The following is a 25,546-nucleotide window of genomic DNA, read 5'->3' as shown; positions in this document are numbered from 1 at the left end:
CACCCGGCGGGGTGCCTGCTGGATACATCACATCTGGCCGCGTCATCGCCGCGCGCCGAGCATTCTCAACGGAAATCGTTCTTCCACTGGCGCAACGCGGCGAATACAGTAACCGGATCGTCGGCGTCGATTCCGGCATGGCGTGCCACGGCATGCGTCACATTGCCGTCATCCGATCGCATGAAGGGATTGGTCGCCCGCTCGTGGCCAATGGTAGTGGGTACAGTCGAGCGGCCCTCGGCCCGCAACGCCGTTACCTCATCCTCCCAGGCTGCCAAGTCGGCGTTGCCAGGTTCGACTGCACGCGCAAAGCGCACATTCGATGCAGTGTATTCATGCGCGCAGTAGACACGCGTATCGGGCGCCAGCGCCGCCAGCTTGGCCAGCGACGCGCGCATCTGCGCAGGCGTACCCTCAAAAAGCCGGCCGCAACCGGTGGCGAAGAGTGTATCGCCACAAAACAGGCTCGCCGATGCGGCATTACCCTGAAGGTGCCCCACATAGGCGACGTGACCGCTGGTATGACCCGGCACATCGATCACCCGGAATGTTGCGGCCGGCTGCGTGAGCGTAACGACATCGCCTTCACGCACGGCCTGCGTGCGGCCCGGGATCGATTCACCCGCTGGGCCGATGACCGGCAGCGGCACACCCTCGGGATTCTCCGGATACGCGGCGAGCAGTTCGCGCACCCCGCCGACGTGATCGCCATGATGATGTGTGATTACAATGGCACCGAGCGTAAGCCCGCGCTCCTTCAGGAAGCGCAGCACCGGTTGCGCGTCGCCCGGGTCGACGACAGCAGCCACACGGCCATCGTGTAGTGCCCAAATATAATTGTCGGTAAACGCAGCGATCGCCTCCACCTCAAGCGCTACACCACGCGGCACACCACCCTGGACCATGTCCGACTCCTCTAACGATCGTCGCATTATAGATTGGCACCACTGGCTCGCTTCACCGCCCGGGCAATACGTCCTGCGCTGGGAACAGGCCCAGTTCGATCGCACGGTGGCCGACATGTTCGGCTATCACGCGCTGCAGCTCGGCCACCCTGGTTTTGGGGCGCTGCGCGAGAACCGCATCCCGCTGATCGCGCGTGTGGTGGACGACATCGACCCGACGGCCCCCACTGAAACGCTCGACCCGATGGACGGCGACCCCGCCGAATCCGCCGATGCGGCCGACGGGGAGCCCGACACCAGCACACCACAGCGCCAGGCCACACCCCGCGTGATCTGCCGCTATGACGAACTGCCCTTCGCTTCGCAGAGCATCGACCTCGTCGCGCTGCCCCACGTGCTGGAGTTCACGGATGACCCGCATGAAGTGCTGCGCGAAGTGGCGCGCGTGCTGATGCCTGAGGGGCGTCTGGTCATCACCGGCTTCAACCCACTGAGTTTGTGGGGCATGCGCCAGGGCATGCGCCGCCTGGGCACGGAATCGTTCCTGCCTGCGCAGAGCCAGATGATTGCGTTCACGCGCCTGAAAGACTGGCTCAAGCTGCTCGGATTTGATATCGTGCGCGGCCGTTTCGGCTGCTACTGTCCGCCCAATCGCTCGGACAAATGGCTGCAGCGCACCGCCTTCATGGAGAAGGCCGGCGACCGCTGGTGGCCGATCTTCGGCGCGGTTTACATGCTGCAAGCTGTCAAGCGCGTGCGCACCATGCGCCTGGTCGGTCCGGCATGGAAGACGCGTAAGTCGCCGTCACTGGTGCCGGCCGGTACGCCGGTCGCGACGCCTTCGGGCTCGCATTCGACCAAGGCGCCGTCGGCCACAGCGCGTGACGGCAAATCGGGCGCCTGATCGCGCCCGTTCCACTCACTGATCACCCATCGTTTTCTCAATGCAGGAAGTCACCGTCTATTCCGATGGCGCATGCAAGGGCAACCCCGGCCTTGGCGGCTGGGGCACCGTGCTCGTCTCGGGCAGCCATGAAAAAGAACTCTTCGGCGGCGAAGCGCTGACCACCAACAACCGTATGGAGCTGATGGCAGTGATCGAGGCGTTCCGCGCGCTCAAGCGGCCATGCCGGGTGCAGGTGTACACCGATTCGCAGTACGTGCAGAAAGGCATCAGCGAATGGTTGGCCGGCTGGAAGGCGCGCGGCTGGAAGACGGCTGACAAGAAGCCGGTCAAGAACGACGACCTCTGGCGCACGCTCGACGAACTCGTCGTCGGACATGACGTGAGCTGGCATTGGGTCAAGGGCCATGCCGGCCACCCCGGCAACGAGCGCGCCGATGCGCTGGCCAACAAGGGCGTCGAGATGGCGCGCCAGGCAAGCGCCTGACGCGGCCGAACGCTCGCTCACTTGCCCGCGCAGCGCTGCGTCGGGATCTGCGGCGCATTCGCAGCGGTGGTCGTGATGTACTGCGGCTTGCCATCCTGCGCATAGATCAATCGCAACGGGCCGCGCTTGGAAAGACCATCGTCGATATCGGCCTGCAACAGGCCGGTCTGCGCCCATAAGTCACCGCCGATGCTGCGCTTCTGCATCATGACGGGGCGATTTGCGCCCGGCTCCCAGTTGGCCTGGCGCTCTGGCACGTAGCGGTTGGGCAGCGTGCCGTAAGCGTAGAGCTGATTCAACGCGTCGGCGAGGTAACGCCCAGCTTGCTCATTGAAAATCGGCAGATCCTGGTTTCCGAGTTCGCTGCGGATACGCTGCGTCTCCGCCGTGCAGCTTGGCGCAACATTCTCGGCCGCGCGGGCGTAGGACACGCCGATCGCCACGGCTGCGGCGGCAAGCCACGTCAATGCACGATACAGACGGCGCGGACGGGTGGTCGGAATCACGGACATCGGTTCGGTATGCATGCGAGCTTCTCCGGTGAAATAACGTGGTTGTGAATCAGGACAGGAACAACTTGCGTTCGGCCTGACGACGCTTCGTCAGCCCCTTGAGCGGCTTGCCGCCTGCCTTGTCCCACAGCAGGAATTGGTTGGCCGCGCCGGCGTAGTCGCCGGCGTTGAGCTTGCGCAGCAGCGTTGACGAGCGCAGCCGCCCTGCTCCCAGGTTGAAGACGAAGGACGCCAGCGCGTCGAACTGACCCTGCGTGATCGACACGCGCACGGCTTTGGCAATGCCTTGTTCGGTGTCAGCAAGGTCTTTGCGCAGCAGCGCTTCCGCCTGCTGCTGCGAGATCGGACCGTTGAAGGTCTCGCCGGGGCGAATCAGGTGGCCGTAACCGATGGTCGGCTTGCCGACCGCATCCAGATACGTCGACAGACGCAGCCCTTCCGATTCCTTGATCAGCGCGAGGCCTCGCTCGCCGGTGGTGCGCGGGTTGTGCTCAGTGCTCATCGCTCTTCTCCTGGGGCGTGGTGGGGGTGTCGGGGCCATCGGAACCGCCGGCATTCGGCTGCACGGGCCTTGGCACCAGCCGATTCGTGTATTCGTCGATCAGCCGCATCACGGCTTCTGGCGGCTGCAGCGCCGTGAATTTCATCTCGATGTCGATGTGCTCGCTGTCGCGGCCCGTATCCCGTTTGGAATGCGGTGCAAGCGAGACGTAGAACCGGCCAACGCCGCCCGCGGCTGCACCGTGTAAAGGCAGGGCCTCGGCGATGTCGCTGCGCACGGTCATGTTCACCGTCATCTCATCGAGCGCGATGCCGCGCGGCATCGCCAGCGAGACCAGCGGCAGCGCAAGCCGGTGCTGGCTGTCGAGCGCAAGCTCCACCTCGCGGGCGACCAGCGTGCCGCTCTCGTCGGCATCAAAAAACTGGTCGAGCAGCGCGGTGTATTGCTGCGCAAGCATCTGGTTGGCAGAAGCGGCGGCGTGCTGCATGCCGCGCGTGATGTCGTCGAGCGTCAGGCCATTCAAGCCCGGATGACCGTGGCTGTTGCTGCCACCACCGGTGCCGCCGCCCGGCGGCGACGAACCTGGTGGCGACGGCGGAGGCGCATCGGACACAGTCTCTGGAAACGGCGCGGCATCGGAAGGCCCAGCGGGCTGCGCTGCCACAGGTGGCGCTGATGGCGCGCTGGCGGACGGCGCTGGTGGTGTTGCGGGCGCTGACGACGCACGGTCATCATCACGCCCGCGGCGGCTGAAGAGATTGAACATGGTGTCGGGTCGGTCGGATCGATCAGATCAATAGGCGGCGCGCGACAGGCGCGCACCGATCAGGACACCGGCCGTGGGGAGGCCGGCCGGCGTCCATCGCCGTGGCGGCTTACGGATTTGCCGGTGCCGGGGCCGGCGCGTTGCCGCCAGCGGGCGCCTTTTCGCCGATCATCGTGCCGTCGGTCGGCGTGGCGGGCAGCGGCTTGACGTCGTTCTCCTTGCCCTTGACCACGACCGGCTTGGTTGCCGCGTCAGTCAAAAACTCCATCACGCGCATGAGCGCTTCCGGCGGGTTCTGACGCTTGACCTGGGTGTGGAAGGAGTACTTGGCGCGCGTGTCGGTGCTACGGGTCTGCTCCGACTTATGCGAGGCGCGGCCCGAGACCGAGACGCTGAACGGGCCCCAGCCGAGTTTGGCCTGGAACGACCCTTCCGCCTCGGTGCTGGACGAGGATTTCTCCGACTGTGAAATCTCCAGCTCGAAATCGATCGTGCCTTCCTCGATGGCGATCACCGGATGCACGACCGCACACAGCAACGGAATGCGCATCGTCTTCTGGATCGTGCCCTGCGACACCCCCTTCTCGTCGACGATGGTTTCGTCGTAGTCAAATTGCACCGCAACGGCTTTGCCGTTCTGAATACACACCTGCAGCAGAAAATCCGCATAGGATTTTGCCGCTGAGGTTTGCGCCGCGATCATCGCCTGCAGCGGCGCAGAGATCATCTTGTCGATCGGCAGCGCATTGATAACCGACCCGATAAGTCCGTTGTCCATTTAAAACTCCTCACATTGAATTATTTGGACGCACAGGTTTGTGCGCCCGAATCCAAAGTAAGAGTTTTTCCTGCGGGGTTCGATGCCGCGAAAGTCCCAGCCAAGGCCACGGAACAGCGGCCCAGTACGTATCGACAGGCCGCCCGTGACTTTCGGCACTGAACTTCTGTTTCAATGCATCCGGATCGATCCCGCCCTACAAAATAATCGGTTTCTCTGAAAATAATTAACTGAAGTACGAGGGGTCGATGAATATTCTGGTAATCGATAGCTTGCCGCTTTTTGCGGCAGGTGTGTCCAATGTATTGAATGCACTCGACGCGCAGGGTGTGTTTATCGATACACACTACGCCGTGCAAATCGGGCCGGCTTGCCGGCAAGCCGAACCCAGAGCCGTCGTGATGGAATGGAGCGCACAGGACGACGACGCACGGCAACGCCTGTCGGAGTTGAAAGCGGTGCTGCCGGAAGTGCCTGTGCTACTGACGGTGCAAGCTGTCGGCCGGCACGTGGTGGGCGACGCGCTGCGCTTCGGCGCGGCCGGCGTGGTCGACCGGCAAGCCACGGCCGACGTTCTGCTCGAAGCCCTGCAACGCATTACCTCGGGCGCAGTCTACTTGCCGCCCATCAGCAATCTCTCACCCGACGACCCGCGCCAAAGCCCGGGAGAAAGTCCGGCTGAACTCTGGCGCCGGCTCACGCCGCGGCAGCATGAGGTGCTGCAACTGCTTGCAGAAGGCAAGTCCAACAAGCAGATATGTCGCGTGCTCAACGTGGCTGAAGGCACCATCAAGAACCATCTGTACGCGCTGTTCCGGCAGATTGGCGTCAACAATCGGACCGAGGCCGCGCTCTGGCTCTCGCGCTGCAAGGCGAGCCTCGTCCGCCTGCAGATGTGTGCGATGTAGCGCCGCGACGCGCACCTGCCCGTGGCCTCCGCTGCCTTTTCGGACGTCACGGGCCCGGAGGTTCACCGCTGGGCGAAAACACTAACCTGACTGACCACATTGCATTCACGCGACCACGCCATACACTGATTGGAAGGCGGCGCACGGTGCATCGCCGTTTTTTCATGGAGGCCGCCCATGGAAATCATCGAGTTCCACACCAGCCCGCCACGCTATTGCGCCGCGGATCTCACTCTCACCTGCACCGCAAGCGTCGACGGCATCCCGGCCTGCTATGCGGTGACGGCTGAAGCGCTCGAAGAACATTTCGGCGCCCGCTCGTGGCGGCAGGAAGATCTGCTGCAAGCCATGGAAAGCCACCGCGGCACCATTGAAGACATGGCGCGCTCGCTGTTCAAGCTGACGGACTCGCACAACATCGTGCTCCGTAGCGGCCATTTCCGCTTCGGCATGTAGCTGCTCAGTGAGCAGCATGACCGACATCCGCGTCTGCGGCGAACAAAAAGAAGGCCAGCGCAAAGCTGGCCTTGAGGAAGCGTACGTGAGCTACTCAGGTTTGCACTCGTGCTTCATCTCGCGTCGCCCGTCTTCGTAGACCACCTCCAGCCGGCACGTAAAGCCCCATAGGCGTACGACGTGCCGCAGCATCTCTTCGTAGTTCGGCCCGAGCGGGCGGCGGTTGCTCTGTAAATGGCGCAGCGTCAATGAGCGATCTCCGCCCACGTCAACGTTGGTCACTTGGATGTTGGGCTCGATGTTCGAGAGATCGTACTGCCCTGCCAACAACTCGCGGATCTTGCGATAGCCATCGTCGTCGTGGATGGCGGTGACGCGCAGCTTGGCGTCACGATCGTCATCGAGCACGGAGAACAGCTTCAACTCGCGGATCACACGCGGCGAGAGGAACTGCAGCAGGAAGCTCTCGTCCTTGAAGTTGCGCATGGCGAAGTCGAGTGTCTTCTGCCAATCGCTGCCTGCAATCTCGGGCGCCCAGCGGTAATCCTCTTCTTCCGGCGATTCGCAAATGCGCCGGATGTCCTGGAACATCAGAAAGCCCAGGGTGTACGGGTTCAAGCCGCTGTAGTACGGGCTATTAAACGGCGGCTGATAGATCACGTTGGTATGCGCCTGCAGCAGCTCAAGCATGAACGCATCGTTGACGAGCTTCTCGTCGTACAGCTTGTGCAGGATGGTGTAGTGCCAGAAGGTGGCCCAGCCTTCGTTCATCACCTTGGTCTGCCGCTGCGGATAGAAGTACTGCGCAATCTTGCGCACGATACGCACGATTTCTCGTTGCCACGGCTGCAACTTGGGCGCGTTCTTCTCGATGAAGTACAGCAGGTTCTCTTCCGGCTCGGGCGGAAACTGCGGATCAGGCTCCGGCACGTCGTCAGCGGTTGCCAGCGCGCGTGCCCGGTGCGTGGGCAGCGTACGCCACAGGTCGTTCACCTGTGCTTCAAGGTATTTCTCGCGCTCCGCCTGGCGGGCCTGCTCTTCGTTGATCGACAGCTTCTTGGGCCGTCGATAACGATCGACACCGTAGTTCTGCAACGCGTGGCAGGAGTCGAGCAGCAGTTCCACCTCCTGCTCGCCGTAGCGCTGTTCGCATTCAGCCACGTAGTTCTTGGCGAAGAGCAGGTAATCGACGATGGCGTCCGCGTTCGTCCACGTCCGGAACAGGTAATTGCCCTTGAAGAAGGAGTTGTGGCCGTAGCAGGCATGCGCGATGGTCAGCGCCTGCATCGGCATCGTGTTCTCCTCCATCAGATATGCGATGCAGGGGTTCGAGTTGATGACGATCTCGTACGCCAACCCCATGAGGCCGCGCTGGTAGCCGCGCTCCGATGCAAGGAAGTGCTTGCCGTATGACCAATGGTTGTAGCCCAGCGGCAGGCCGGACGACGCGTAGGCATCGAGCATCTGCTCGGCGGTGATGATCTCGATCTGGTTCGGATAGGTGTCCAGGCCGAAATCTGCGGCAATCTGGGCGATGCTTTGGTCGTAACGCCTGATCAGCTCGAAGGTCCATTCCGAGCCCGTAGATAGGTAGGCCATGCTCGTTCCCGTTGGTCCATCACACAGGGTCACAGGTGGCGTGCTCGCCATGGCACACGCTGCCACTGCGCGGCGGCAGTGCCCGGCTGGCGGCAACTCCTGCAGCCCGATCAGCGATCAGGCGGCGCGCTTCTGAAACAGCTCGTGCAACACCGGATAGATCTCGTCCGCCTTGAGAATGCGCTGCATCGCGAAGTTCTCGTGCCCAGCCTTCAACGTAAGATACTCCTCCCACAGGTTCTGCGGCTCCGTGGAGACCACCTCAACATAGGCGTAGTACTGCGTCAGCGGCAGGATCGACTCGCGCAGGATCTTGGCGCACAGCTCTGAGTCCCCTGCCCAGTTGTCGCCATCCGAAGCCTGCGCGCAATAGATGTTCCATTGGCTTGGCGAATAACGCTCCTGAATCACTTCCGCCATCAGTTTGAGTGCACTCGACACAACAGTGCCACCCGACTCGCGTGAGTGGAAGAAATCCTCCTCATCCACCTCCTTAGCCACGGTGTGGTGGCGGATGAAGACGACGTCGATGCGTTCGTAGTTCCGCTTCAGGAACAGATAAAGCAGCATGAAGAAACGCTTGGCCAAGTCCTTGCGCGATTCGTCCATCGAGCCGGATACGTCCATCACGCAGAACATCACCGCCTGCGCCTGCGGACGCTTGCGCAGCACGCGGTTGTTGTAGCGCAGGTCGAGCTTTTCAATGAACGGCACGCGATCCAGGCACGAGCGCAGATGTCGCATCTCCTTCATCAGCTCTTGCGCGCGCACGCTGTAAGGGCCGTCGTTTTCCAGCTCCTCGTTGTACTCGCCTTCCAGCTCATGCAGACGGCGCTGATACGGGCTGGACAATGCAATGCGGCGACCGAGCGAGCTGCGCATCGTCCGCAGAATCGACAGGTTGGACGGCGTGCCATCGAGCGAAAAACCCGCACGCACCTTGCGCACCTCCGCGATCTTGGCCAGGCTGCGCTTGGCAAGATCGGGCAACGCCATGTCTTCGAAAAAGAAGTTGAGAAAGTCCTCGCGCGAGAGCGTGAAGATGAAATCGTCTTCGCCCTCGCCCGAGTCGCTGGCCTGCGAACCGGAGCCGCCGCTGCCCTGCTGCGGGCGGTCGAAGCTGTCGCCGCGAATGAACTCTTTGTTGCCCGGGTGAACGCCTTCTCGGCGCCCGCCCGAGCCGTGGTGGAACATGGGCTCGGAGATGTCCTTGACGGGAATGGACACCTGCCCGCTCTGCTCGATGTCCATGATCTTGCGACCCGTCACCGCCTTGGCCACTGCACGGCGGATCTGGTCTCGGTAACGCTTGATGAAGCGTTGCTTGTTGACGGTGCTTTTGCCGCCACCGTTCTCCCGCCGATCAATGATCGTGCCCATGTGACTGCCCTCGATTGGAAGTTCGCTGGGTGTCCTTGCCCTCTCCTTATCTCCTTAAGATGACTTCCTGACGCGCAGATACCACTCCACCAGCAAGCGCACCTGCTTCTGGGTATAGCCCTTCTCCACCATGCGGTTGACGAAGTTCTCGTGCTTCTCCTTGTCATCATGCGACGACTTGGCATTGAACGAGATCACGGGCAGCAGATCCTCCGTGGTCGAGAACATCCGCTTCTCGATCACCGCGCGCAGCTTCTCGTAGCTGGTCCAGACGGGATTCTTTCCGCCATTCTTGGCCCGCGCCCGCAGCACGAAATTGACGATCTCATTGCGGAAATCCTTCGGGTTGGAAATGCCCGCCGGTTTTTCCACCTTCTCCAGCTCATCATTCAACGCGCTGCGATCGAGAATCTCGCCAGTGTTCGGATCGCGATATTCCTGATCCTGAATCCACAGGTCGGCAAACACCACGTAGCGGTCGAAGATGTTCTGCCCGTACTCCGAATAGGACTCCAGATACGAGGTCTGAATCTCCTTGCCGATGAACTCCACGTATGGCGACGTGAGATATTCCTTGATATAGGACATCAGCTTGGATTCCGTCTCCGGCGGGAACTGCTCGCGCTCGATCTGCTGTTCGAGCACATACAGCAAGTGCACCGGATTGGCCGCCACCTCCGTCCCATCGAAGTTGAACACCTTCGAGAGCACCTTGAAGGCAAAGCGCGTCGACAACCCCGTCATGCCCTCGTCGATGCCGGCAAAGTCGCGGTACTCCTGATACGACTTGGCTTTCGGGTCGACATCTTTCAGGCTCTCGCCGTCATACACGCGCATCTTCGAGAAGATGTTGGAATTCTCGGGCTCCTTGATGCGTGTGAGCACCGCGAACTGGGCCATCATCTTCAACGTGTTCGGCGCGCACGGCGCTGCGGCCAGCGAGCTGTTGCGCAGCAGCTTGTCGTAGATCTTCACCTCGTCTGACACGCGCAGGCAATACGGCACCTTGACGATGTAGATGCGATCAAGGAACGCCTCGTTGTTGCGATCGGACTTGAAGCTCTGCCACTCCGCCTCGTTCGAGTGCGCCAGGATGACGCCATCGAACGGGATCGCGCCAAAGCCCTCCGTGCCCTTGTAGTTGCCTTCCTGCGTGGCCGTCAGCAGCGGATGCAGCACCTTGATCGGCGCCTTGAACATCTCAACGAACTCAAGCAAACCCCGATTGGCCAGGCACAGCCCGCCCGAATACGAATACGCATCCGGATCGTCTTGCGGATAGTCCTCCAGCTTGCGGATGTCGACCTTGCCCACCAGAGACGAAATGTCCTGATTGTTTTCGTCGCCCGGCTCCGTCTTGGAAATCGCAATCTGCGACAGCACCGACGGATGCAGCTTCACCACGCGGAAGCGCGTGATGTCACCGTTGAACTCATGCAGCCGCTTGACCGCCCAAGGGGAGGCAATCGTGTTCAGATAGCGCCTCGGGATGCCGTAATCCTCCTCCAGAATCTTGCCGTCTTCGTCAGGCGAGAACAGCCCGAGCGGGGACTCGTGAATGGGCGAGCCCTGGAGCGCGTAGATGGGAATCTGCTCCATCAGCGCCTTCAACTTCTCGGCAAGCGAGGATTTGCCGCCGCCCGGAGGCCCGAGCAGATAAAGGATCTGTTTGCGCTCTTCAAGACCTTGCGCGGCATGTTTGAAGAAGGAGACGATCTGCTCGATCGTGTCCTCCATGCCGTAGAACTCCCGGAAGGCCGGATAGATCTTGATGACCTTGTTGAAGAACAATCGTGACAGCCGAGGATCGTGGTGAGTGTCCACCAGTTCCGGCTGACCGATCGCGGTGAGCATGCGCTCGGCGGCAGTCGCATAGGCGGTCGAGTCTTTTTTGCAGATATCCAGATACTCCTGGATGCTGTACTCGTCCTCTTTGCGAGCTTCAAAACGCGTTGCGTAGTGGCGGAAAATATCCATATCTCCCCCGTAGATTTCTTCCCTACTCCACACCAACAAGCGAGAGCCAGGCTAGTTCTTGCGTGCGTTGCTGATTCCACTGTAGACGAATCACCGATGATCACAAGAACGGTTGATAGCCTGGAACGGTGCACAACCGTTGCAATTGCGTTAGCGCTCGACAGCATGAAGTGCTAAACGGACCTTGCACGATGCACCAACATACGTGCACCACAACGATCAGCTATCCCGAGCACAGCAGAAAGCGTACCCATGCCACCTGCCCGCGCTCGCAGGTTGGTACGTAACCGATCGGCGCGAGTTCCCGCGCCCACGCTGAATCCGGGAGGGGGATATCCCTGCGTTTTCCTGTCTCGCCAACTGTGGTATCGCGCATAGCGCGCACCAGCGACGCGACGCTTGTAGCGGCAGCCTTTCTCCCTGGGACGCAACAAAGCATTGTGCAAAGCATGGGGCGAAATACGTTTTATCGCCCGGCATGCACTCGCAGCTCGAGGGGAAACGACTGAAACGGATCGACCGAAAGTGTCTCTTTTTCGCGCCAGATGGAAGCTTGGCCGGAGGCGACGAAGAGGCGGCCTGAAAAGCCCGCACGGAGAGCGCGGACAAAGAAAAAGGCCCTCGGCGTTTGCCTGAGGGCCTTTTAAGCGATTTCTCGCTAGTTTGGTGGGTGGTACAGGGATTGAACCTGTGACCCCTGCCGTGTGAAGGCAGTGCTCTACCGCTGAGCTAACCACCCGAATGCGGTGAAAACGAGATTATGAAGAAAAGGCGCTGCCGTGTAAATACCCTGCCCGCACATTTTTTTGATCAGGCAGCCGGCGGCGCTGATTCCGCAGCGTCGCGCGCCCAGACGGTCTTGCCGCCGCTGGCCTTGTCGATCTCCTTGAGCACGCCGGCATGCGCTTCGGCTTCGGCTTCGGTCGCCAGCAGCACCGGCAATTGCAGCGCGCTCAGGTCGACGGCGACAGCTTCGGCCGATGCGCCTTCGCCCGACTCCAGCATGTCGATCACCAGCGCGTTCTGGCCGCGTGTCATGGCCAGGTAGACCTCGGCCAGCAGTTCCGCATCCAGCAATGCACCGTGCAGCGTACGGTGCGCGTTGCTCACGCCCAGACGGTCGCACAGCGCATCCAGGGAGTTGCGCTTGCCCGGGAACATCTGGCGCGCCTCGCGCAGCGTGTCGATGTGGCCCGACAGGTGTTCACGGAATGCCGGCAGGCCGAGGCGCTGGAATTCCATATCCAGGAAGCCCAAGTCAAACGCCGCGTTGTGAATGATCGCCTCGGCGCCCTGCACATAGTCGCGGATTTCGTTGACGATCTCGGCGAACTTCGGCTTGTCGGCCACGAACTCGTTGGTGATGCCGTGCACGGCCATCGCGCCCGCGTCGATCTCACGCTCGGGGTTGATGTAGAAATGCAGGTTGCGGCCGGTCAGGCGGCGGTTGACCATCTCCACGCAGCCGATTTCGATCACGCGGTCGCCGGTGGCGGCATTCAGGCCGGTGGTTTCGGTATCGAGAATGATCTGTCGCATCGCGCGCTCCCCTACTTTGACTGGATTACTTGAAGACGACGGTCTTGTGGCCGTTGAGCAGGATGCGGTGTTCGGCATGCCACTTCACGGCGCGGGCCAGCGCCACGCATTCCACGTCGCGGCCGACGGCGGTGAGTTGCTCGGGGTCCATGCTGTGGTCCACGCGCTCGATTTCCTGCTCGATGATCGGGCCTTCATCCAGGTCGGCCGTCACGTAGTGGGCCGTTGCGCCGATCAGCTTCACACCGCGCTCATGCGCCTGGTAATACGGCTTCGCGCCCTTGAAGCTCGGCAGGAACGAGTGGTGGATGTTGATGGCGCGTCCTTCCAGCTTGCGGCACAGATCGTCGGAAAGGATCTGCATATAGCGCGCGAGCACGACCAGGTCGATCTGCTGCTCTTGCGCGATCTCCCAGATGCGGGCTTCCTGCTGCGCCTTCTGAGCGTCCGTCGCCTGCAGCAACGGCAGGTGCATGAACGGCACGTCGTACGACGCGGCCAGTTGGTAGAAATCGCGGTGGTTCGAGACGATGGCCGCAATCTCGATCGGCAGTTGGCCGGCGCGCGCACGGAACAGCAGGTCGTTCAGGCAGTGGCCGATCTTCGAGACCAGGATCATCACGCGCGGCTTGACTGCAGCGTCGAACATGCCCCACTGCATGGAGAAACGTTCGCCGATGGGTGCAAAGCAGTCACGCAGCACGGCAAGGTCCAGCGGCTGGCCCTGCGGAACAAAATGCACGCGCATGAAGAAACGGCCCGTGAATTCGTCGCCAAACTGGTCCGAATCGAGAATGTTGCAGCCCTGCTCGAAAAGCAGGCCCGACACGGCGTGGACGATGCCCGGCTGGTCCGGGCACGACAGGGTAAGAATGAAACCGGAGTGACTCATGAAGCGTTTTATGTATTGTTGTCGGACGCAAACCGCTGCGGCGCATGTGGCAAACCCAGGCGCGCCAGGGCATCAAGGGTAACGAGCGTGGCGTCGACCGTCATCGCGAAGTCCGCCATGATATCAAGCGCCGCGTCGGGGCTGGCGCGCAGGTGGCCGGCTACCTCGCCGTCCTGATTCGCGGGGACGAAGCTGGCCGGCAGCGTCAGGTCGAAGGCGAAAAGTGTTTCGCACTGGATACCCTCGGGCACTTCGCGCAGCACATCCTGCGTGCCGCGCGGCACCAGACGGGCTGCCAGCTCGGCGCCGATGCCCGCCTCTTCCCAGCATTCCTTTTCCAGCGCACCGCGCGCATCGAAGCCGTGGCCGATGCCGCCGGCGACGAGGTTGTCCCACATGCCGGGATCGATCGGCTTGGTCTGGGCGCGGCGGGCCAGCCAGAGCGCCGCGCCGGCCCCATCAGCACCGTCGATCAGGCCGTTCATGTGCGCAGCGTAGGTTCGGATGCCGAAGAAGCGTGCGGCGGCGCGTTCGATCAGCGCCAGCGTGGGCGTGCCCCAACCGGTGTTGACGGCGAAACGCTCGTCGCGCCAGCCGCGCACGTGGCCGTCTTCCGCCAGGCGCATGATGACTTCAGCCAGCGCCGCGGTACGGTCGGCCTCGGTAGCGAGCGTCTCCCGCAAATCGACCCGCTGCGCCAGTACATCGAACCACTGCGGCCAGCGCGCAAGCTGCGAAGCGCGCTCGCGGCTCAGCCAGCCGACACGTTGTCCGGCAACAATCCAAGGAACGAGCGCATCAGCGTCGAACGCCTGCCGGGCGGCCAGGCCGTCTCGTATGCGCTGTATACGCGGGTCGGTCATTTCTGCGCCCCATCATGTCGGGCGTGCATTGTGCTTTCCGTGCAGCACGGGTCGCGCGATAATGCGCCGTTAATACAAGCCGTCATCAGACTGGAGAAACAAGGATGGATGAAATCGACGAGCTGTCGGATCTGCCGACCCCGCGCTTTATCTGGGGCTTCGCCATTGCCGTCACACCGTCCGGCGAAGTGTCGCACGATGAATTCGAATATCTGACGCACACCCGCACACCGCGCTTCACCTGCCGCGTGGTCGAACTCGAAGACGCACCGGCCGAGCCGGAAGACGAAGGTGACATCGACGGTCGCATCGTCCACTTCGACAACCCGAAGCGGATGTTCTACATCACAGACTTGGGCCTGGCGTTGATGAACTTCACGCTGTTCGACAAGGTGGATAACAAGTCCAAGCTGAAGGACGCCTGCGACCAAGCCATCGCCGACTGGCTCACCCGCCGCGAATTCCTCGACTCCGAACCGGACGACGACGAGGATTGATCGTTTGATCGCCTAGCCCTGACCTCCGGCGCTGCCATCCTCGGCAAAACGCAGGTCGGTCAGGCGCACATCGGCGTAGGAACGCCCGGCATCGAGCAAGGCCGAAACCTGCGCCTTCACCCGCTCTTTCTGAGCGCGCAGCGCACGCGGCGGCACGGTCGAATCCTGACCGGTGTGGTGCAGATACAGCATCTTGTAGGTGAGTTGGCTCACCATCCACTGCCGCAGCACGCGGCGCCGGCCGGCATGGTCGGCCTCCAACCCATCGATCTGACCAAGCAATACGGAAAACGCCCGCGCCAGGCTTGCAGGCTCCATTGCCTCACCAGCGATGCAGCGTTCGGCCAGGGCGCGCGCTTCTGCGGATGACATGGCGTCGTCCATTTCAACGAAGCGATCTGTCGCCGGGTCCGGGCGCGGCGGCACAGGCCTGCTTGCCAGTCGAGCAGACACCCCGGACAGCGCTTCCTGGGCACGGCGGATGGACGCTTCCAGCGATTCCGCACTGCCCGGGACGATGCCAATGGTGGTCGGCATGTCGCTGGATTCTTCGTCGCGTTTTTTGACGTCCATCGCTCCCTCCGGTGATCGCCCTCGGCCATGGTGCCTGGCGGGCGAAGCGGAATTGTAGAACGCGACGCACATTTCGCGACAAATAACGCAGATGTTCCTTATTGCCAAGGCAGCGCAAACGGTAACGTGGCGTCACAACACCACGGTGCACTGTTGGCGGCGACCCACGCGGCGCGGCCTCGCCACGGGTAAAATGTCGGATTGCGCTGCCAGCGCATGCACTCAATTGCTGACCGCCACCGTGCGGCAAGGAAATCGCCTTGATCAAGTGGATTATCGTGGCCCTCTATCTGGGCTCCATTCTGTACGTGCACTTTCGCGGCAAGGTGCGCCTGAAATTCTGGCGCCAGATGTTCGATCATTCGGCCGTGGTCGCGCCGGTCAACTGCTTCATGTACGCGTTTTCGGGCGTGCCGCAGACGCCGTATGTGCCTGTCGAGCGTTTTCCGGATCTGGAAAAGCTGCAGGCCGCGTGGCCGCAGATTCGCGACGAAGGTCTGGCGCTCGTCAACCTGCGCAAAATCAAGGCTGCCGAGAAGAATGACGACGCCGGTTTCAACTCGTTCTTCAAGAATGGCTGGAAGCGCTTCTACCTGAAGTGGTATGAGGCACATCACCCCTCAGCCGAACAGCTCTGCCCGCAGACCGTCGCACTGCTGCGCGATCTGCCCAGCGTGAAGGCGGCGATGTTTGCCGAGCTGCCGCCGGGCGGCAAGCTGAATCCGCACCGTGACCCGTTTGCCGGCTCGCTGCGCTATCACCTGGGACTGTCCACGCCCAACGACGACCGATGCTTCATCGAAGTCGATGGCGAGCGCCATAGCTGGCGCGACGGCCAGGGCGTCGTCTTTGACGAGACCTATCTGCACTGGGCCGAAAACGCCTCCGACAAGGATCGTCTGATTCTTTTCTGCGATATCGAACGCCCGATGAAATTCGGCTGGGCGCAGCGCATCAACAAATGGCTGGGCCGCAAGGTCATGACCGCCGCCAGCTCGCCCAACGATGAGGGCGACCAGACCGGCGGCATCAACAAACTGTTCCGCTACGTGTGGGTGATGGGCCAGTACCGCCGCCGCTTCAAGGCATGGAACCGCAAGGTCTACTACGTGGTGAAGTTCGGCCTGATCATTGGCGTGGCAGCGTTGATCATTTGGATCTGACGGCCAACCCTCCACGCCTCCTGCATCGCACAAAGAACCGGCCTGAAGCGCCGGTTTTTTGTTGCGCGTGAAAAAGCTACCTGCATTGCGGTCGGCTTGCGTTTTTACAAAGCAGTGAAGCAAAAGCGCCACATGGGGCACAAATCTCGCCTAATGTCAGGAATTGAGCGCTCCGGCGCTTATGCGATATGGCGGGCACGCCGCTTGCTCCACCTTGGTCGACACCCTTGCTCAGCGCATGGGACCGAGTCAGAGCCGGGATGCGCGTGTGCCTGTGTCCCTCGTCAACAACAAAGACAGTGAGATCAATCGCCATGAAAAAGAACCTCATCAGCCGCCAGACCATCGTCACCCGCGCCGCCGCGCTTGCTGCTGTCGCACTGCTCGGTACCCAGATCGCGGCCTGTACCACCACCAGCCCCAATGCCCAGGGCTCCGACGTGATGTCGTCCACCAACAAGCACGCCACCACCAACTCGCAGGCCGATTCAGTGCTCTCGCGCCTGTACACCACGGCCAACGGCTCGCGCGAGCTGGTCGGACGCGCCAAGGGCGTGCTCGTGTTCCCGTCGGTGCTGAACGCCGGCTTTGTGGTGGGCGGCCAATACGGCGAAGGCGTGCTGCGCACCGGCGGCGGGCGTCCGCTGGGCTACTACAACATCGCCTCTGCGTCCGTCGGCTTCCAGGCTGGCGCGCAGTCGCGTGCGCTCATCATCCTGTTCATGACGGATGAGGCGCTGCAGAAATTCCAGGCTAGCCAAGGCTGGACGGCCGGCGTGGATGCCACCGTGGCACTGGCAAAGATCGGCGCGAACGGCGCGGTCGATACCAACACCGCACAGCAACCAATCATCGGCTTCAACCTGACCAACGCGGGCCTGATGGCCGGCGCGTCGATCGAAGGTACGAAGATCACGAAGCAGAACAACTGATCAGCGCTTCGCTCTCCAGCCATACCGCCGTCTCGTACGGCGGTTTTTTCTTGCACGGAACCCGCATGAAGCGTTGCGGCAATGTTGCAGCCCTAGGGAAATCCGGAGGGGGCGGGATGGGGCTTCTCGGCTAGCATCGTCCGGCCGATGTTGCGGTGCGTGCTGCCGTATTGGCATACGACAAAACAATCACCCAGAAAGAAAAGGGGGAGACATGACAGGTCGCAACGCTGCCGTGCGCAGCGCCATTGCATGCGCGTGGCTGTGTGGGTTGTTGCTGGCGTCCGGCCAGACGATGGCCGAACCGGGCATCACCGACACCAAGATCGTCATCGGCCAGACTGCTGGCTTCACGGGCCCCGCGGGCGAGCAAGTCCAAGAGATGACGCAGGGCGCCAAGCTTTACCTCGATGCGGTGAACCGTGCGGGCGGTGTCAATGGACGCAAGATCGAGCTGATCTCGGAAGACGACGGCTTTGATGCCGCCGCCTCCAAGAAACACGCGCACACGCTGCTGGTCGATAAACAGGTCTTTGCCCTGTTCCTGCCGCGCGGCACGCCGAATACCGAGGCGATCATGACTGAAGCCCGGCCGGTGGGCGCGCCGGTGGTGGCGCCTTCAACCGGCGCTTCAACGTTCTTCGATCAGCCTGACCCGCTGCTTTTTGTGGTGCGCGCGAAATACCAGGCGGAGATTGCCGAGCTGGTGCATTACTTCGACACGCTGGGCTTGCGCCGCCTGGCGCTCGTCAACGTGAACGACACCTTCGGCAAAGACACCGAAATCGGATTCAACAACGCCACGAAAAAACTGCCCGCCGACGCGCACAGCATCTTCACCGTCGACCGCCTGAAACCGGACATCGCCAAGGCGACGGCAGATGTCGGCAAGTTCGCGCCGCAAGCGGTGATCCTGGCCTGCCCGGGCACGACGGCGCGCGCCATGATCGAGGCGCTCAACAAGCAAGGCACGGTGACGCAGATTGCAGCGCTGTCCAACAACGCCGGTCTGGCGTTTGCGAAATCGCTCGGGACGCTGGGGCGCGGTGTGGTGGTCTCGCAGGTGATGCCGTCGCCAGTGCGTTCAACTTCGTTGCTGGGCCGGGAGCTGGCGTCCAGCGCGAAGTCTGCCGGCGTGGCGCCGTCGTACGCCATGATGGAAGGCTACGCAGCCGCGCGCGTGCTGGTCGAAGGGCTCAAGCGCGCGGGCAAGTCGCCCACGCGGGCCAGCTTTGTCTCGGGGCTGGAATCAGCCGGCACGATCGACCTGGGCGGATTGGAGGTCCGCTACGGCCCGAACCTGCGCAAGGGATCGAATTATGTCGAGCTGACGGTCATCGGGCCGAACGGCACCTTCGTCAAATAGAGGCGCGCTGCGGCGCAGCCTGCCTCGGCAGTCGTTGCACCGCAGGAAATAGCGGTTGCCAGCGCAAAACGCATGAGTACATAAGAAAATACTATTTGGAATCCGCATAGTGCGTCTACCAGAATGCACGAACTACATGCATGACTGGGATCAAACAGGCGGATGGAACTCCGACAACTCGAAGCGTTTGCCGCGGTCATGTCGACCGGCAGCGTCACCGCGGCGGGCAAGCTGCTGGGGCGCTCGCAACCCGCCATCAGCCGGCTCATCCAGGATCTGGAAGCTGAAATCGGCTATGCCCTGTTCACACGCGCGGGGCCGCGCGTCTCGCCGACGGAGCAGGGTTTCCTACTGTACGAAGACGTCGAGCATACGCTGATCAGCTTACGTCAGATCCGCACCCGTGCCGAAGAAATCGCGCGCGGCGAGGCACGCCCGCTGCGCTTGGCAGCGACGTCTGCATTGGCAGCCGGCTTGCTGCCTGCAGCCTTGGCCGATGAGCCGGAACTCGCGCAGCACATCCAGATTCGCAGCGCCTCGCCCGAGCAGGTTGTGCACGCCGTGCTCACCGGCGCTGCCGACCTTGGCCTCAGCAGCCTGCCGCTGGAGCATCGTGGCGTCACCGTGCATTGGATCGGCGAAGCCGCGTGCGTGGCTGCCGTGCAGACACACGACCCGCTGGCCGCCGGCAAGCGCGTGACATTGGCCGCTTGCGCGGGACAGCGGATCATCACGATGCACAACCCATATCGATTGCGCCGCCGCCTGGACCAAGCGCTGGCGAAGGCCGGCGTGGAACCGACCTCGCTCATCGAGACGAATGCCTCGCTGAATGCGCTGACCGCCGTGCGTGCGGGCCTGGGCGTTGCGTTGCTGGAGCCGGTGACGGCGTACGGCGTGCCAATCGACGGCGTGACCGTGCGCCCGATCGACGCCGACATCCCCTTCTTCTTTGGCGTGATCACCCCCGAGGCCAAGCGGCCGTCGGCGGCGGTCGTCTCACTGACCGACGCCCTCGCGCGCGCGGCACAGCGTCTGCTCCCGGACTGCAAGCTGCACGATCCGGCGCGCCATGCCAGCATGCTGCAGGTGCTGTATGGCGAATCCATCAACGAAACCGAAGGCGCGTCCGCATGACCGCTGCACAACAAGACAACGCGCCGCTAGTCATCGGGCTCGCAGCGCTGGAAGCCCGTTTGCACCAGGACCTGTCCTGGCTTGAACTCCCCGCGAAAAATTGGACGCTGCCACATACGTTAGAGGGTCAACCTGTGCTGGATGTGGCCGTCATCGGTGGCGGCATGGCCGGCCTGGCGGCGGCGGCGTCGCTCAAACATCTCGGTATCGGCGTGGTGGTGTTCGACCGCTCGCCCGCCGGCTTCGAAGGCCCCTGGGCGACGACGGCGCGCATGGAAACGTTGCGCTCGCCCAAGCAATTGACCGGCCCTGCCCTTGGCCTGCCGGCGCTGACGTTCCGCGCATGGTTTGAAGCGCAGTTCGGCACCGATGCGTGGGAGGTGCTCGACAAGATTCCGCGCCTGCAATGGATGGACTACCTGCGCTGGTACCGCCGCGTGCTTCAGCTGGACGTGCGCAACGATCACCACGTGAAGGCCATCCACCCGCGCGTGGATGGCGCCGTCGAACTGCTGATCGACGCGCCGGGCCAACCGACGCAACGGGTGTTTGCACGGCGCGTGGTGCTGGCCACCGGTCGTGATGGGCTCGGCGGCGCATCCGTGCCGGATTTCGCGCACCGGCTGCCGCGCAGGTGGTGGGCGCATTCGTCTGACGAGATGGACTACGGCACGCTGGCCGGCAAGCGCGTGGGCGTGATCGGCGCCGGCGCGTCCGCCATGGATTCGGCTGCGACGGCGCTGGAGGCCGGCGCTGCCAGCGTCGACATGCTGATCCGCCGCCCCGACCTGCCGCGTGTGAACAAGGGCAAGGGTGCCGGCAGCCCGGGCCTGGTGCACGGACACCTGCATCTGCCTGATGCGTGGAAATGGCGCATCCGCCATTACATCAATGTCGAGCAGGTTCCCCCGCCACGTGGCAGCACGCTGCGCGTGTCGCGGCACCCGAATGCGCGCTTCAATCTCGGCTGCGGCATCCTGGGCGTGGACGAGCACGACGGCGTGCTGCACGTGGCCACGACCAAGGGCGTCTTCCAACTGGACTTCCTGATCTTCTCAACGGGCTTTCGCACCGATTGGGCCTCGCGCCCGGAGTTCAGCGCATTGGCACCGCACATCCGCCAATGGCGCGACCGCTATACGCCGCGCCCCGGCGAGGAAGACGCGGAACTCGCCGATTCGCCCGACCTCGGCCACGCGTTCGAATTTCGCGAGAAGACGCCCGGCACGCTGCCCGGCCTGTCGCGCGTGCATTGCTTCTGCTATCCGGCGTCGGTCACGCACGGCAGCGTCTCAGGCGACATCCCGGCCATCAGCGAAGGCGCGAAGCGCTTGGCGCAGGGCATTGCCGGCTTGCTGTATCAGGAAGACATCGACGCGCACTACGCCGCCATCCAGGCCTATGCCGAGCCGGAAATCTTTGGCGATGAATGGACGCCCGCCCCACCGCCCGGTGTGGAAGCGAATGCCACTTCCAGCCAGGAGGCCGCCCGATGACAGGTTGGCTAATCCGCCGCATCGGCCAGGCGCTGCTCGTCGTGCTGGTGATGACGGTGATCGTCTTCATCGGCCTGCACGCCATCGGCAACCCGGTCGACATCCTGATCGGTCAGGACGTGGACCAGATCGACCGTGCACGCATCATTGCCGAGTTGGGTCTGGACAAGCCGCTGTGGGAGCAGTACCTGACCTTCCTGAACGGCGCGCTGCACGGCAATCTGGGCAAGAGCTTCGTCTACAACGAACCGGCCATCCAGCTGATCCTGCAACGCCTGCCGGCCACACTGGAGCTGGCGTTTTCGGCACTGATCATTGCGGTGGTGATCGGCGTGCCGCTGGGGCTGTTCGCGGGGCTGTATCCGCGCCATCCGGTGTCGCGCCTGCTCATGACGGGCAGCGTGGTGGGCTTTTCGCTGCCGACGTTCTGGGTGGGCCTGATGCTGATCATGGCGTTCAGCGTGAGCCTCGGTTGGCTGCCCGCGAGCGGACGCGGTGAAACGGCGCGCCTGTTCGGCATCGAATGGTCGTGGCTGACGGTGGATGGGCTGCGGCATCTCGTGCTGCCGGCAGTCAACCTGTCGCTGTTCAAGCTCTCGCTGGTGCTGCGACTGACTTCTGCAGGGGTGCGCGAGGTGCTGCCGCTGGACTTCGTGAAGTTCGCGCGTGCCAAGGGCCTGTCGCCGTTGCGCGTGGTGCTGGCGCACGTGCTGCGCAATACGCTGATCCCGCTGGTGACGGTGCTGGGCCTGGAGCTGGGCTCGACCATCGCCTTTGCCGTCGTGACGGAAAGCATCTTCGCGTGGCCCGGCGCGGGCAAGCTGATTCTGGACAGCATCAACGCGCTGGACCGGCCGGTCATCGTGTCCTACCTCATCGTCGTGGTGTGCCTGTTCGTGTCGCTCAACCTGATCGTCGACATCCTGTATCGAATGCTGGACCCGCGCGTGCGTGCGGCTGATAGCGCGGAGGCTGCATGATGAATACGACCTCGCAATCCACGCCGGCGACAACGGTGTCCGCCCCGCGCAGGCAATCGCCCTGGCGGCGCGTGGCGGCGGATTTTCTCGCTTCCAAGGCGGCCATCTTCGGGCTGGTGGTTGTTGTAGTACTGATTCTGGCTGCGCTGGCCGCTCCGTGGATCACGCCGCAGAATCCGTACGACCTGATGCAGCTCGACGTGCTGGACTCGCGCCTGCCACCGGGCTCGCCAGCTGGCACGGGCACGTTCACGTACTGGCTCGGAACAGATGGCCAGGGGCGTGATCTCTACTCCGGCATCCTCTACGGCTTGCGCATCAGCCTGGGCGTGGGGATCGGGTCGGCAGCCGTGGCCGCCGTGATTGGCACGCTGCTCGGGTTGATTGCGGCGTATGCCGGCGGCCGTGTCGACAGCATCATCATGCGCACGGTCGATCTGCTGCTGTCGTTCCCGTCGGTGCTGGTGGCCATGATGATCCTCGCCTATCTCGGCAAGAGCATCACCAATGTCGTGCTGACGCTGGTGCTGCTGGAGTGGGCGTATTACGCGCGTACGGTGCGCGGGCAAGCCCTGGTCGAGCGTCGCCGCGAGTACGTGGAAGCCGCGCGTTCGCTCGCCCTGCCCGGCTGGCGCATCGCGCTCAGGCACATCCTGCCGAACTGCCTGCCGCCGCTGATCGTCGTGGGCACGCTGCAGGTGGCGCGCGCAATCACGCTGGAAGCCACGCTGTCGTTCCTGGGCCTGGGCGTGCCGATTACCGAGCCGTCTCTGGGCCTGCTGATTTCCAACGGATACCAATACATGCTGTCTGGCCAGTACTGGATCAGTTTCTATCCGGGCATCGCGCTGTTGCTGGCGCTGGTGGCCATCAACCTGGTGGGCGACCGCCTGCGCGAAGTGCTGAACCCGAGGGCGCAACGATGACGGCGTCCACCCACGCGACCACACTCGAAGTCCGCAACCTGCGCACGCATTTCTTCACGCGCGAAGGTGTGCTGCCGGCGGTGGACGATGTGTCGTTCTCGCTCGCGCGCGGACGCATCCTGGGGCTGGTGGGCGAGTCGGGCTCGGGCAAGTCCGTCACCGGCTTCTCGATCATGGGCCTGGTCGACCCGCCCGGCCGCGTGGTCGGCGGCGAGATCCTCTACCAGGGCCGCGACCTCACCAAGCTCGCCCCGCGCGAGCTACGCAAGCTGCAAGGCAACCGCATCGCCATGGTCTTCCAAGACCCGATGATGACGCTCAACCCCGTGCTGCGCATCGATGCCCAGATGATCGAGGCCGTGCGCGCGCACAGTGGCATGAGCCATAAGCAAGCCCGTGAGCATGCGCGCGACACGCTCGGCCTGATGGGCATTCCGAGCCCCGAAGAGCGGCTGCGGGCGTATCCGCATCAACTATCGGGCGGCATGCGCCAGCGCGTGGCGATTGCCATTGCGATGCTGCATCGGCCCGACCTGATCATTGCCGACGAGCCGACCACGGCGCTGGACGTGACCATCCAGGCGCAGATCCTGTCGGAAGTGCAGAAGCTCGCACGCATGCACGGCACGGCGCTGATCTGGATCACGCATGACCTGTCTGTCGTTGCCGGTCTGGCCGATGAGGTGGCCGTGATGTACGCCGGCCGCATTGTTGAACACGGGCCAGTCGATGCCGTGCTCGATGCCCCGCTGCACCCCTACACCATGGGCCTGATCGACAGCCTGCCGAGCGAGAACCGCCGCGGCCAACGCCTACGCCAGATTCCCGGGATGACACCGAACCTGCTGTCGCTGCCGGCAGGCTGCGCGTTTGCGGCACGCTGCCCGCGTGCCACCGATGTCTGCAGCGTCCACCCGGAGATCACGCAACCGATCGTTGGCCGCCTCGTGCGCTGTTTCCACCCGGGCGCGCAGCACGCGTCTTCGCGGGAGGTCGCATGAGCACGCCGCTTGTCGAACTCAAGCAGGTCAGCAAACGCTTTGGCGATCGAAAGGTCGGCGCGGGTGATCGCGTCTTGCAACGCTTCGGCCTGGCACATCCGCCGGCAATCGTTCGTGCGGTCGACGGTGTCGACCTCGCGATCCAGCCCGGTGAAGTCGTGGGGCTCGTCGGAGAATCGGGCTGCGGCAAATCCACGCTCGGCCGGATTGCTGCCGGCTTGATGCGGCCATCAAACGGCGAGGTACGCGTTGACGGCAAAGTTGTCGATGCGCTCTCCGCAGACGAAGCCCGCGCGGCCCGTCTGAAGATCCAGATGATCTTCCAGGACCCATACGCCAGCCTCAACCCGCGCCTGCGCGTGGAGGAAATCGTTGGCGAAGCAGCGCGCGTGCATGGCCTGACCGACCGCGCCAACTTTGCCGATTATGTGGCTGCGCAGATGCAGCGTGCGGGCCTGGACCCTGCCCTGCGCGACCGCTACCCGCACCAGTTCAGCGGCGGCCAACGGCAGCGCATCGGCATTGCGCGTGCACTGGCGGTGCAGCCGTCAATGCTGGTCTGCGACGAAGCGGTGGCAGCGCTGGACGTGTCGATCCAGGCGCAGATCCTGAACCTGTTCATGGACCTGCGCGAGCAGCTCAACCTGACCTACCTGTTCATCAGCCACGACCTGGGCGTGGTGGAGCACCTCTCAGACCGCGTGGTGATCATGTACCTCGGCCGCGTGGTGGAATCGGCACCGGCGGAAGAAGTCTTCCGCCACCCAAACCATCCTTACACCCAGACATTGCTGGCGGAGATCCCACGTCTGTCTGCCCGGCACAAGACGTTCACCGCCATTCAGGGCGAGATGCCGAGCCCGCTCCACCCGCCTACCGGCTGCCATTTCCACCCGCGATGCCCGCACGCCATGCCCCGCTGCAAGACTGAAACGCCGACGCTGCGCGGCATTGCGGTCAACCATATCAGCGCCTGTCATTTGAACGACGCGATCTGAACGACATTC

At 63.0% G+C, this 25,546-nt stretch carries 26 protein-coding genes and 1 tRNA gene; 14 read left to right on the top strand and 13 right to left on the bottom strand.

The genetic code is table 11. The features are described 5' to 3' along the window. Nucleotides 1-65: 65 nt before the first annotated feature. Nucleotides 66-905 carry a hydroxyacylglutathione hydrolase gene (gene gloB, locus DOD19_RS05490; protein WP_112184470.1) on the bottom strand — a complete coding sequence of 280 codons (840 nt, stop codon included), beginning with the start codon at nt 903-905 and terminating at the stop codon, nt 66-68. On the opposite strand from gloB, the gene DOD19_RS05485 reads away from it, so the two are divergent. Then, complete coding sequence (locus DOD19_RS05485; protein WP_200869022.1) at nt 904-1,809, top strand: class I SAM-dependent methyltransferase; 906 nt, start codon at nt 904-906, stop codon at nt 1,807-1,809. The genes gloB and DOD19_RS05485 overlap by 2 nt on opposite strands. 40 nt (nt 1,810-1,849) lie before the next feature. Then, nucleotides 1,850-2,296 (top strand): ribonuclease HI, encoded by a 447-nt coding sequence (gene rnhA / locus DOD19_RS05480; RefSeq protein ID WP_024975424.1) that lies wholly within the window; start codon nt 1,850-1,852, stop codon nt 2,294-2,296. Between the two features lie 17 nt (nt 2,297-2,313). Here rnhA and DOD19_RS05475 read toward each other — a convergent pair whose 3' ends face one another. The 4 genes from DOD19_RS05475 to DOD19_RS05460 all read right to left on the bottom strand — a co-directional run bounded on the left by DOD19_RS05475 (nt 2,314) and on the right by DOD19_RS05460 (nt 4,854). After that, the gene (locus tag DOD19_RS05475; protein ID WP_112184468.1) at nt 2,314-2,823 is read right to left on the bottom strand and encodes a hypothetical protein; all 510 of its coding nucleotides are present in this window, start codon (nt 2,821-2,823) and stop codon (nt 2,314-2,316) included. 34 nt (nt 2,824-2,857) lie between these two features. Further along, nucleotides 2,858-3,310 (bottom strand): lysozyme, encoded by a 453-nt coding sequence (locus DOD19_RS05470; RefSeq protein ID WP_012762196.1) that lies wholly within the window; start codon nt 3,308-3,310, stop codon nt 2,858-2,860. Further along, nucleotides 3,300-3,923 (bottom strand): DUF2589 domain-containing protein, encoded by a 624-nt coding sequence (locus DOD19_RS05465; RefSeq protein ID WP_239497967.1) that lies wholly within the window; start codon nt 3,921-3,923, stop codon nt 3,300-3,302. The genes DOD19_RS05470 and DOD19_RS05465 overlap by 11 nt, the downstream gene beginning before the upstream one ends. A 262-nt stretch (nt 3,924-4,185) precedes the next feature. Further along, a complete protein-coding gene (locus tag DOD19_RS05460) occupies nt 4,186-4,854 on the bottom strand; it encodes a DUF2589 domain-containing protein (protein WP_024975421.1) in 669 nt (222 codons plus the stop codon). A gap of 248 nt (nt 4,855-5,102) precedes the next feature. Between DOD19_RS05460 and DOD19_RS05455 the strand changes: the two genes are divergently transcribed. Beyond that, nucleotides 5,103-5,762 carry a response regulator transcription factor gene (locus DOD19_RS05455; RefSeq protein ID WP_024975420.1) on the top strand — a complete coding sequence of 220 codons (660 nt, stop codon included), beginning with the start codon at nt 5,103-5,105 and terminating at the stop codon, nt 5,760-5,762. A 177-nt stretch (nt 5,763-5,939) separates the two neighbouring features. Continuing rightward, entirely contained in the window at nt 5,940-6,218 is a 279-nt protein-coding gene (locus DOD19_RS05450) for a DUF1488 domain-containing protein (protein ID WP_024975419.1), read from the top strand. 90 nt (nt 6,219-6,308) lie between these two features. Here DOD19_RS05450 and DOD19_RS05445 read toward each other — a convergent pair whose 3' ends face one another. From DOD19_RS05445 to DOD19_RS05415, 7 genes are all read right to left on the bottom strand, one after another. Beyond that, entirely contained in the window at nt 6,309-7,817 is a 1,509-nt protein-coding gene (locus tag DOD19_RS05445; RefSeq protein ID WP_024975418.1) for a SpoVR family protein, read from the bottom strand. A gap of 117 nt (nt 7,818-7,934) precedes the next feature. Beyond that, nucleotides 7,935-9,197, bottom strand: coding sequence for a YeaH/YhbH family protein (locus DOD19_RS05440; RefSeq protein WP_024975417.1), 1,263 nt, complete (start codon nt 9,195-9,197; stop codon nt 7,935-7,937). A 54-nt stretch (nt 9,198-9,251) separates the two neighbouring features. Next, nucleotides 9,252-11,174: a PrkA family serine protein kinase gene (locus DOD19_RS05435; protein WP_024975416.1), complete on the bottom strand. Its 1,923-nt coding sequence runs from the start codon at nt 11,172-11,174 to the stop codon at nt 9,252-9,254. A 664-nt stretch (nt 11,175-11,838) separates the two neighbouring features. Next, nucleotides 11,839-11,913 (bottom strand) — tRNA-Val (locus DOD19_RS05430). A gap of 71 nt (nt 11,914-11,984) precedes the next feature. Next, nucleotides 11,985-12,713, bottom strand: coding sequence for a DNA polymerase III subunit epsilon (dnaQ, locus tag DOD19_RS05425; RefSeq protein ID WP_112184464.1), 729 nt, complete (start codon nt 12,711-12,713; stop codon nt 11,985-11,987). Between the two features lie 25 nt (nt 12,714-12,738). Further along, the gene (gene purU, locus DOD19_RS05420) at nt 12,739-13,605 is read right to left on the bottom strand and encodes a formyltetrahydrofolate deformylase (protein WP_024975414.1); all 867 of its coding nucleotides are present in this window, start codon (nt 13,603-13,605) and stop codon (nt 12,739-12,741) included. Nucleotides 13,606-13,613: 8 nt separating this feature from the next. Then, entirely contained in the window at nt 13,614-14,468 is an 855-nt protein-coding gene (locus tag DOD19_RS05415; protein WP_112184462.1) for a DUF4743 domain-containing protein, read from the bottom strand. A 104-nt stretch (nt 14,469-14,572) separates the two neighbouring features. On the opposite strand from DOD19_RS05415, the gene DOD19_RS05410 reads away from it, so the two are divergent. Next, nucleotides 14,573-14,965 (top strand): hypothetical protein, encoded by a 393-nt coding sequence (locus DOD19_RS05410; RefSeq protein ID WP_024975412.1) that lies wholly within the window; start codon nt 14,573-14,575, stop codon nt 14,963-14,965. Between the two features lie 12 nt (nt 14,966-14,977). Here DOD19_RS05410 and DOD19_RS05405 read toward each other — a convergent pair whose 3' ends face one another. Further along, on the bottom strand, nt 14,978-15,538 hold the full coding sequence (locus DOD19_RS05405; RefSeq protein ID WP_112184460.1) for a hypothetical protein: 561 nt from the start codon (nt 15,536-15,538) through the stop codon (nt 14,978-14,980). A gap of 260 nt (nt 15,539-15,798) precedes the next feature. Here DOD19_RS05405 and lpxO point away from each other — a divergent pair, with 260 nt between their 5' ends. The 9 genes from lpxO (at nt 15,799) to DOD19_RS05360 (ending at nt 25,537) form a co-directional block, all read left to right on the top strand. Beyond that, nucleotides 15,799-16,701 carry a lipid A hydroxylase LpxO gene (lpxO, locus tag DOD19_RS05400; protein WP_024975410.1) on the top strand — a complete coding sequence of 301 codons (903 nt, stop codon included), beginning with the start codon at nt 15,799-15,801 and terminating at the stop codon, nt 16,699-16,701. A gap of 314 nt (nt 16,702-17,015) precedes the next feature. Further along, the gene (locus tag DOD19_RS05395) at nt 17,016-17,633 is read left to right on the top strand and encodes a YSC84-related protein (protein WP_024975409.1); all 618 of its coding nucleotides are present in this window, start codon (nt 17,016-17,018) and stop codon (nt 17,631-17,633) included. 214 nt (nt 17,634-17,847) lie between these two features. Continuing rightward, complete coding sequence (locus tag DOD19_RS05390) at nt 17,848-18,999, top strand: ABC transporter substrate-binding protein (RefSeq protein ID WP_112184459.1); 1,152 nt, start codon at nt 17,848-17,850, stop codon at nt 18,997-18,999. Nucleotides 19,000-19,161: 162 nt separating this feature from the next. Next, entirely contained in the window at nt 19,162-20,136 is a 975-nt protein-coding gene (locus DOD19_RS05385) for a LysR family transcriptional regulator (protein WP_112184457.1), read from the top strand. Further along, on the top strand, nt 20,133-21,632 hold the full coding sequence (locus DOD19_RS05380; RefSeq protein WP_112184455.1) for an NAD(P)/FAD-dependent oxidoreductase: 1,500 nt from the start codon (nt 20,133-20,135) through the stop codon (nt 21,630-21,632). The genes DOD19_RS05385 and DOD19_RS05380 overlap by 4 nt, the downstream gene beginning before the upstream one ends. Continuing rightward, nucleotides 21,629-22,612 (top strand): ABC transporter permease, encoded by a 984-nt coding sequence (locus DOD19_RS05375; protein WP_112184453.1) that lies wholly within the window; start codon nt 21,629-21,631, stop codon nt 22,610-22,612. The genes DOD19_RS05380 and DOD19_RS05375 overlap by 4 nt, the downstream gene beginning before the upstream one ends. Further along, nucleotides 22,612-23,538, top strand: coding sequence for an ABC transporter permease (locus DOD19_RS05370; protein WP_204360037.1), 927 nt, complete (start codon nt 22,612-22,614; stop codon nt 23,536-23,538). The genes DOD19_RS05375 and DOD19_RS05370 overlap by 1 nt, the downstream gene beginning before the upstream one ends. Further along, a complete protein-coding gene (locus tag DOD19_RS05365) occupies nt 23,535-24,539 on the top strand; it encodes an ABC transporter ATP-binding protein (protein ID WP_112184449.1) in 1,005 nt (334 codons plus the stop codon). The genes DOD19_RS05370 and DOD19_RS05365 overlap by 4 nt, the downstream gene beginning before the upstream one ends. Then, nucleotides 24,536-25,537, top strand: coding sequence for an oligopeptide/dipeptide ABC transporter ATP-binding protein (locus DOD19_RS05360; protein ID WP_112184447.1), 1,002 nt, complete (start codon nt 24,536-24,538; stop codon nt 25,535-25,537). The genes DOD19_RS05365 and DOD19_RS05360 overlap by 4 nt, the downstream gene beginning before the upstream one ends. Nucleotides 25,538-25,546 lie beyond the last annotated feature (9 nt).

Origin of the sequence: Ralstonia sp. GX3-BWBA (assembly GCF_003290055.1) — a bacterium.
Taxonomy (GTDB): Bacteria; Pseudomonadota; Gammaproteobacteria; order Burkholderiales; family Burkholderiaceae; genus Ralstonia; species Ralstonia holmesii.
Note: the sequence above shows the minus strand (reverse complement) of the source record. Positions and strands in the feature narration are given on the sequence as shown.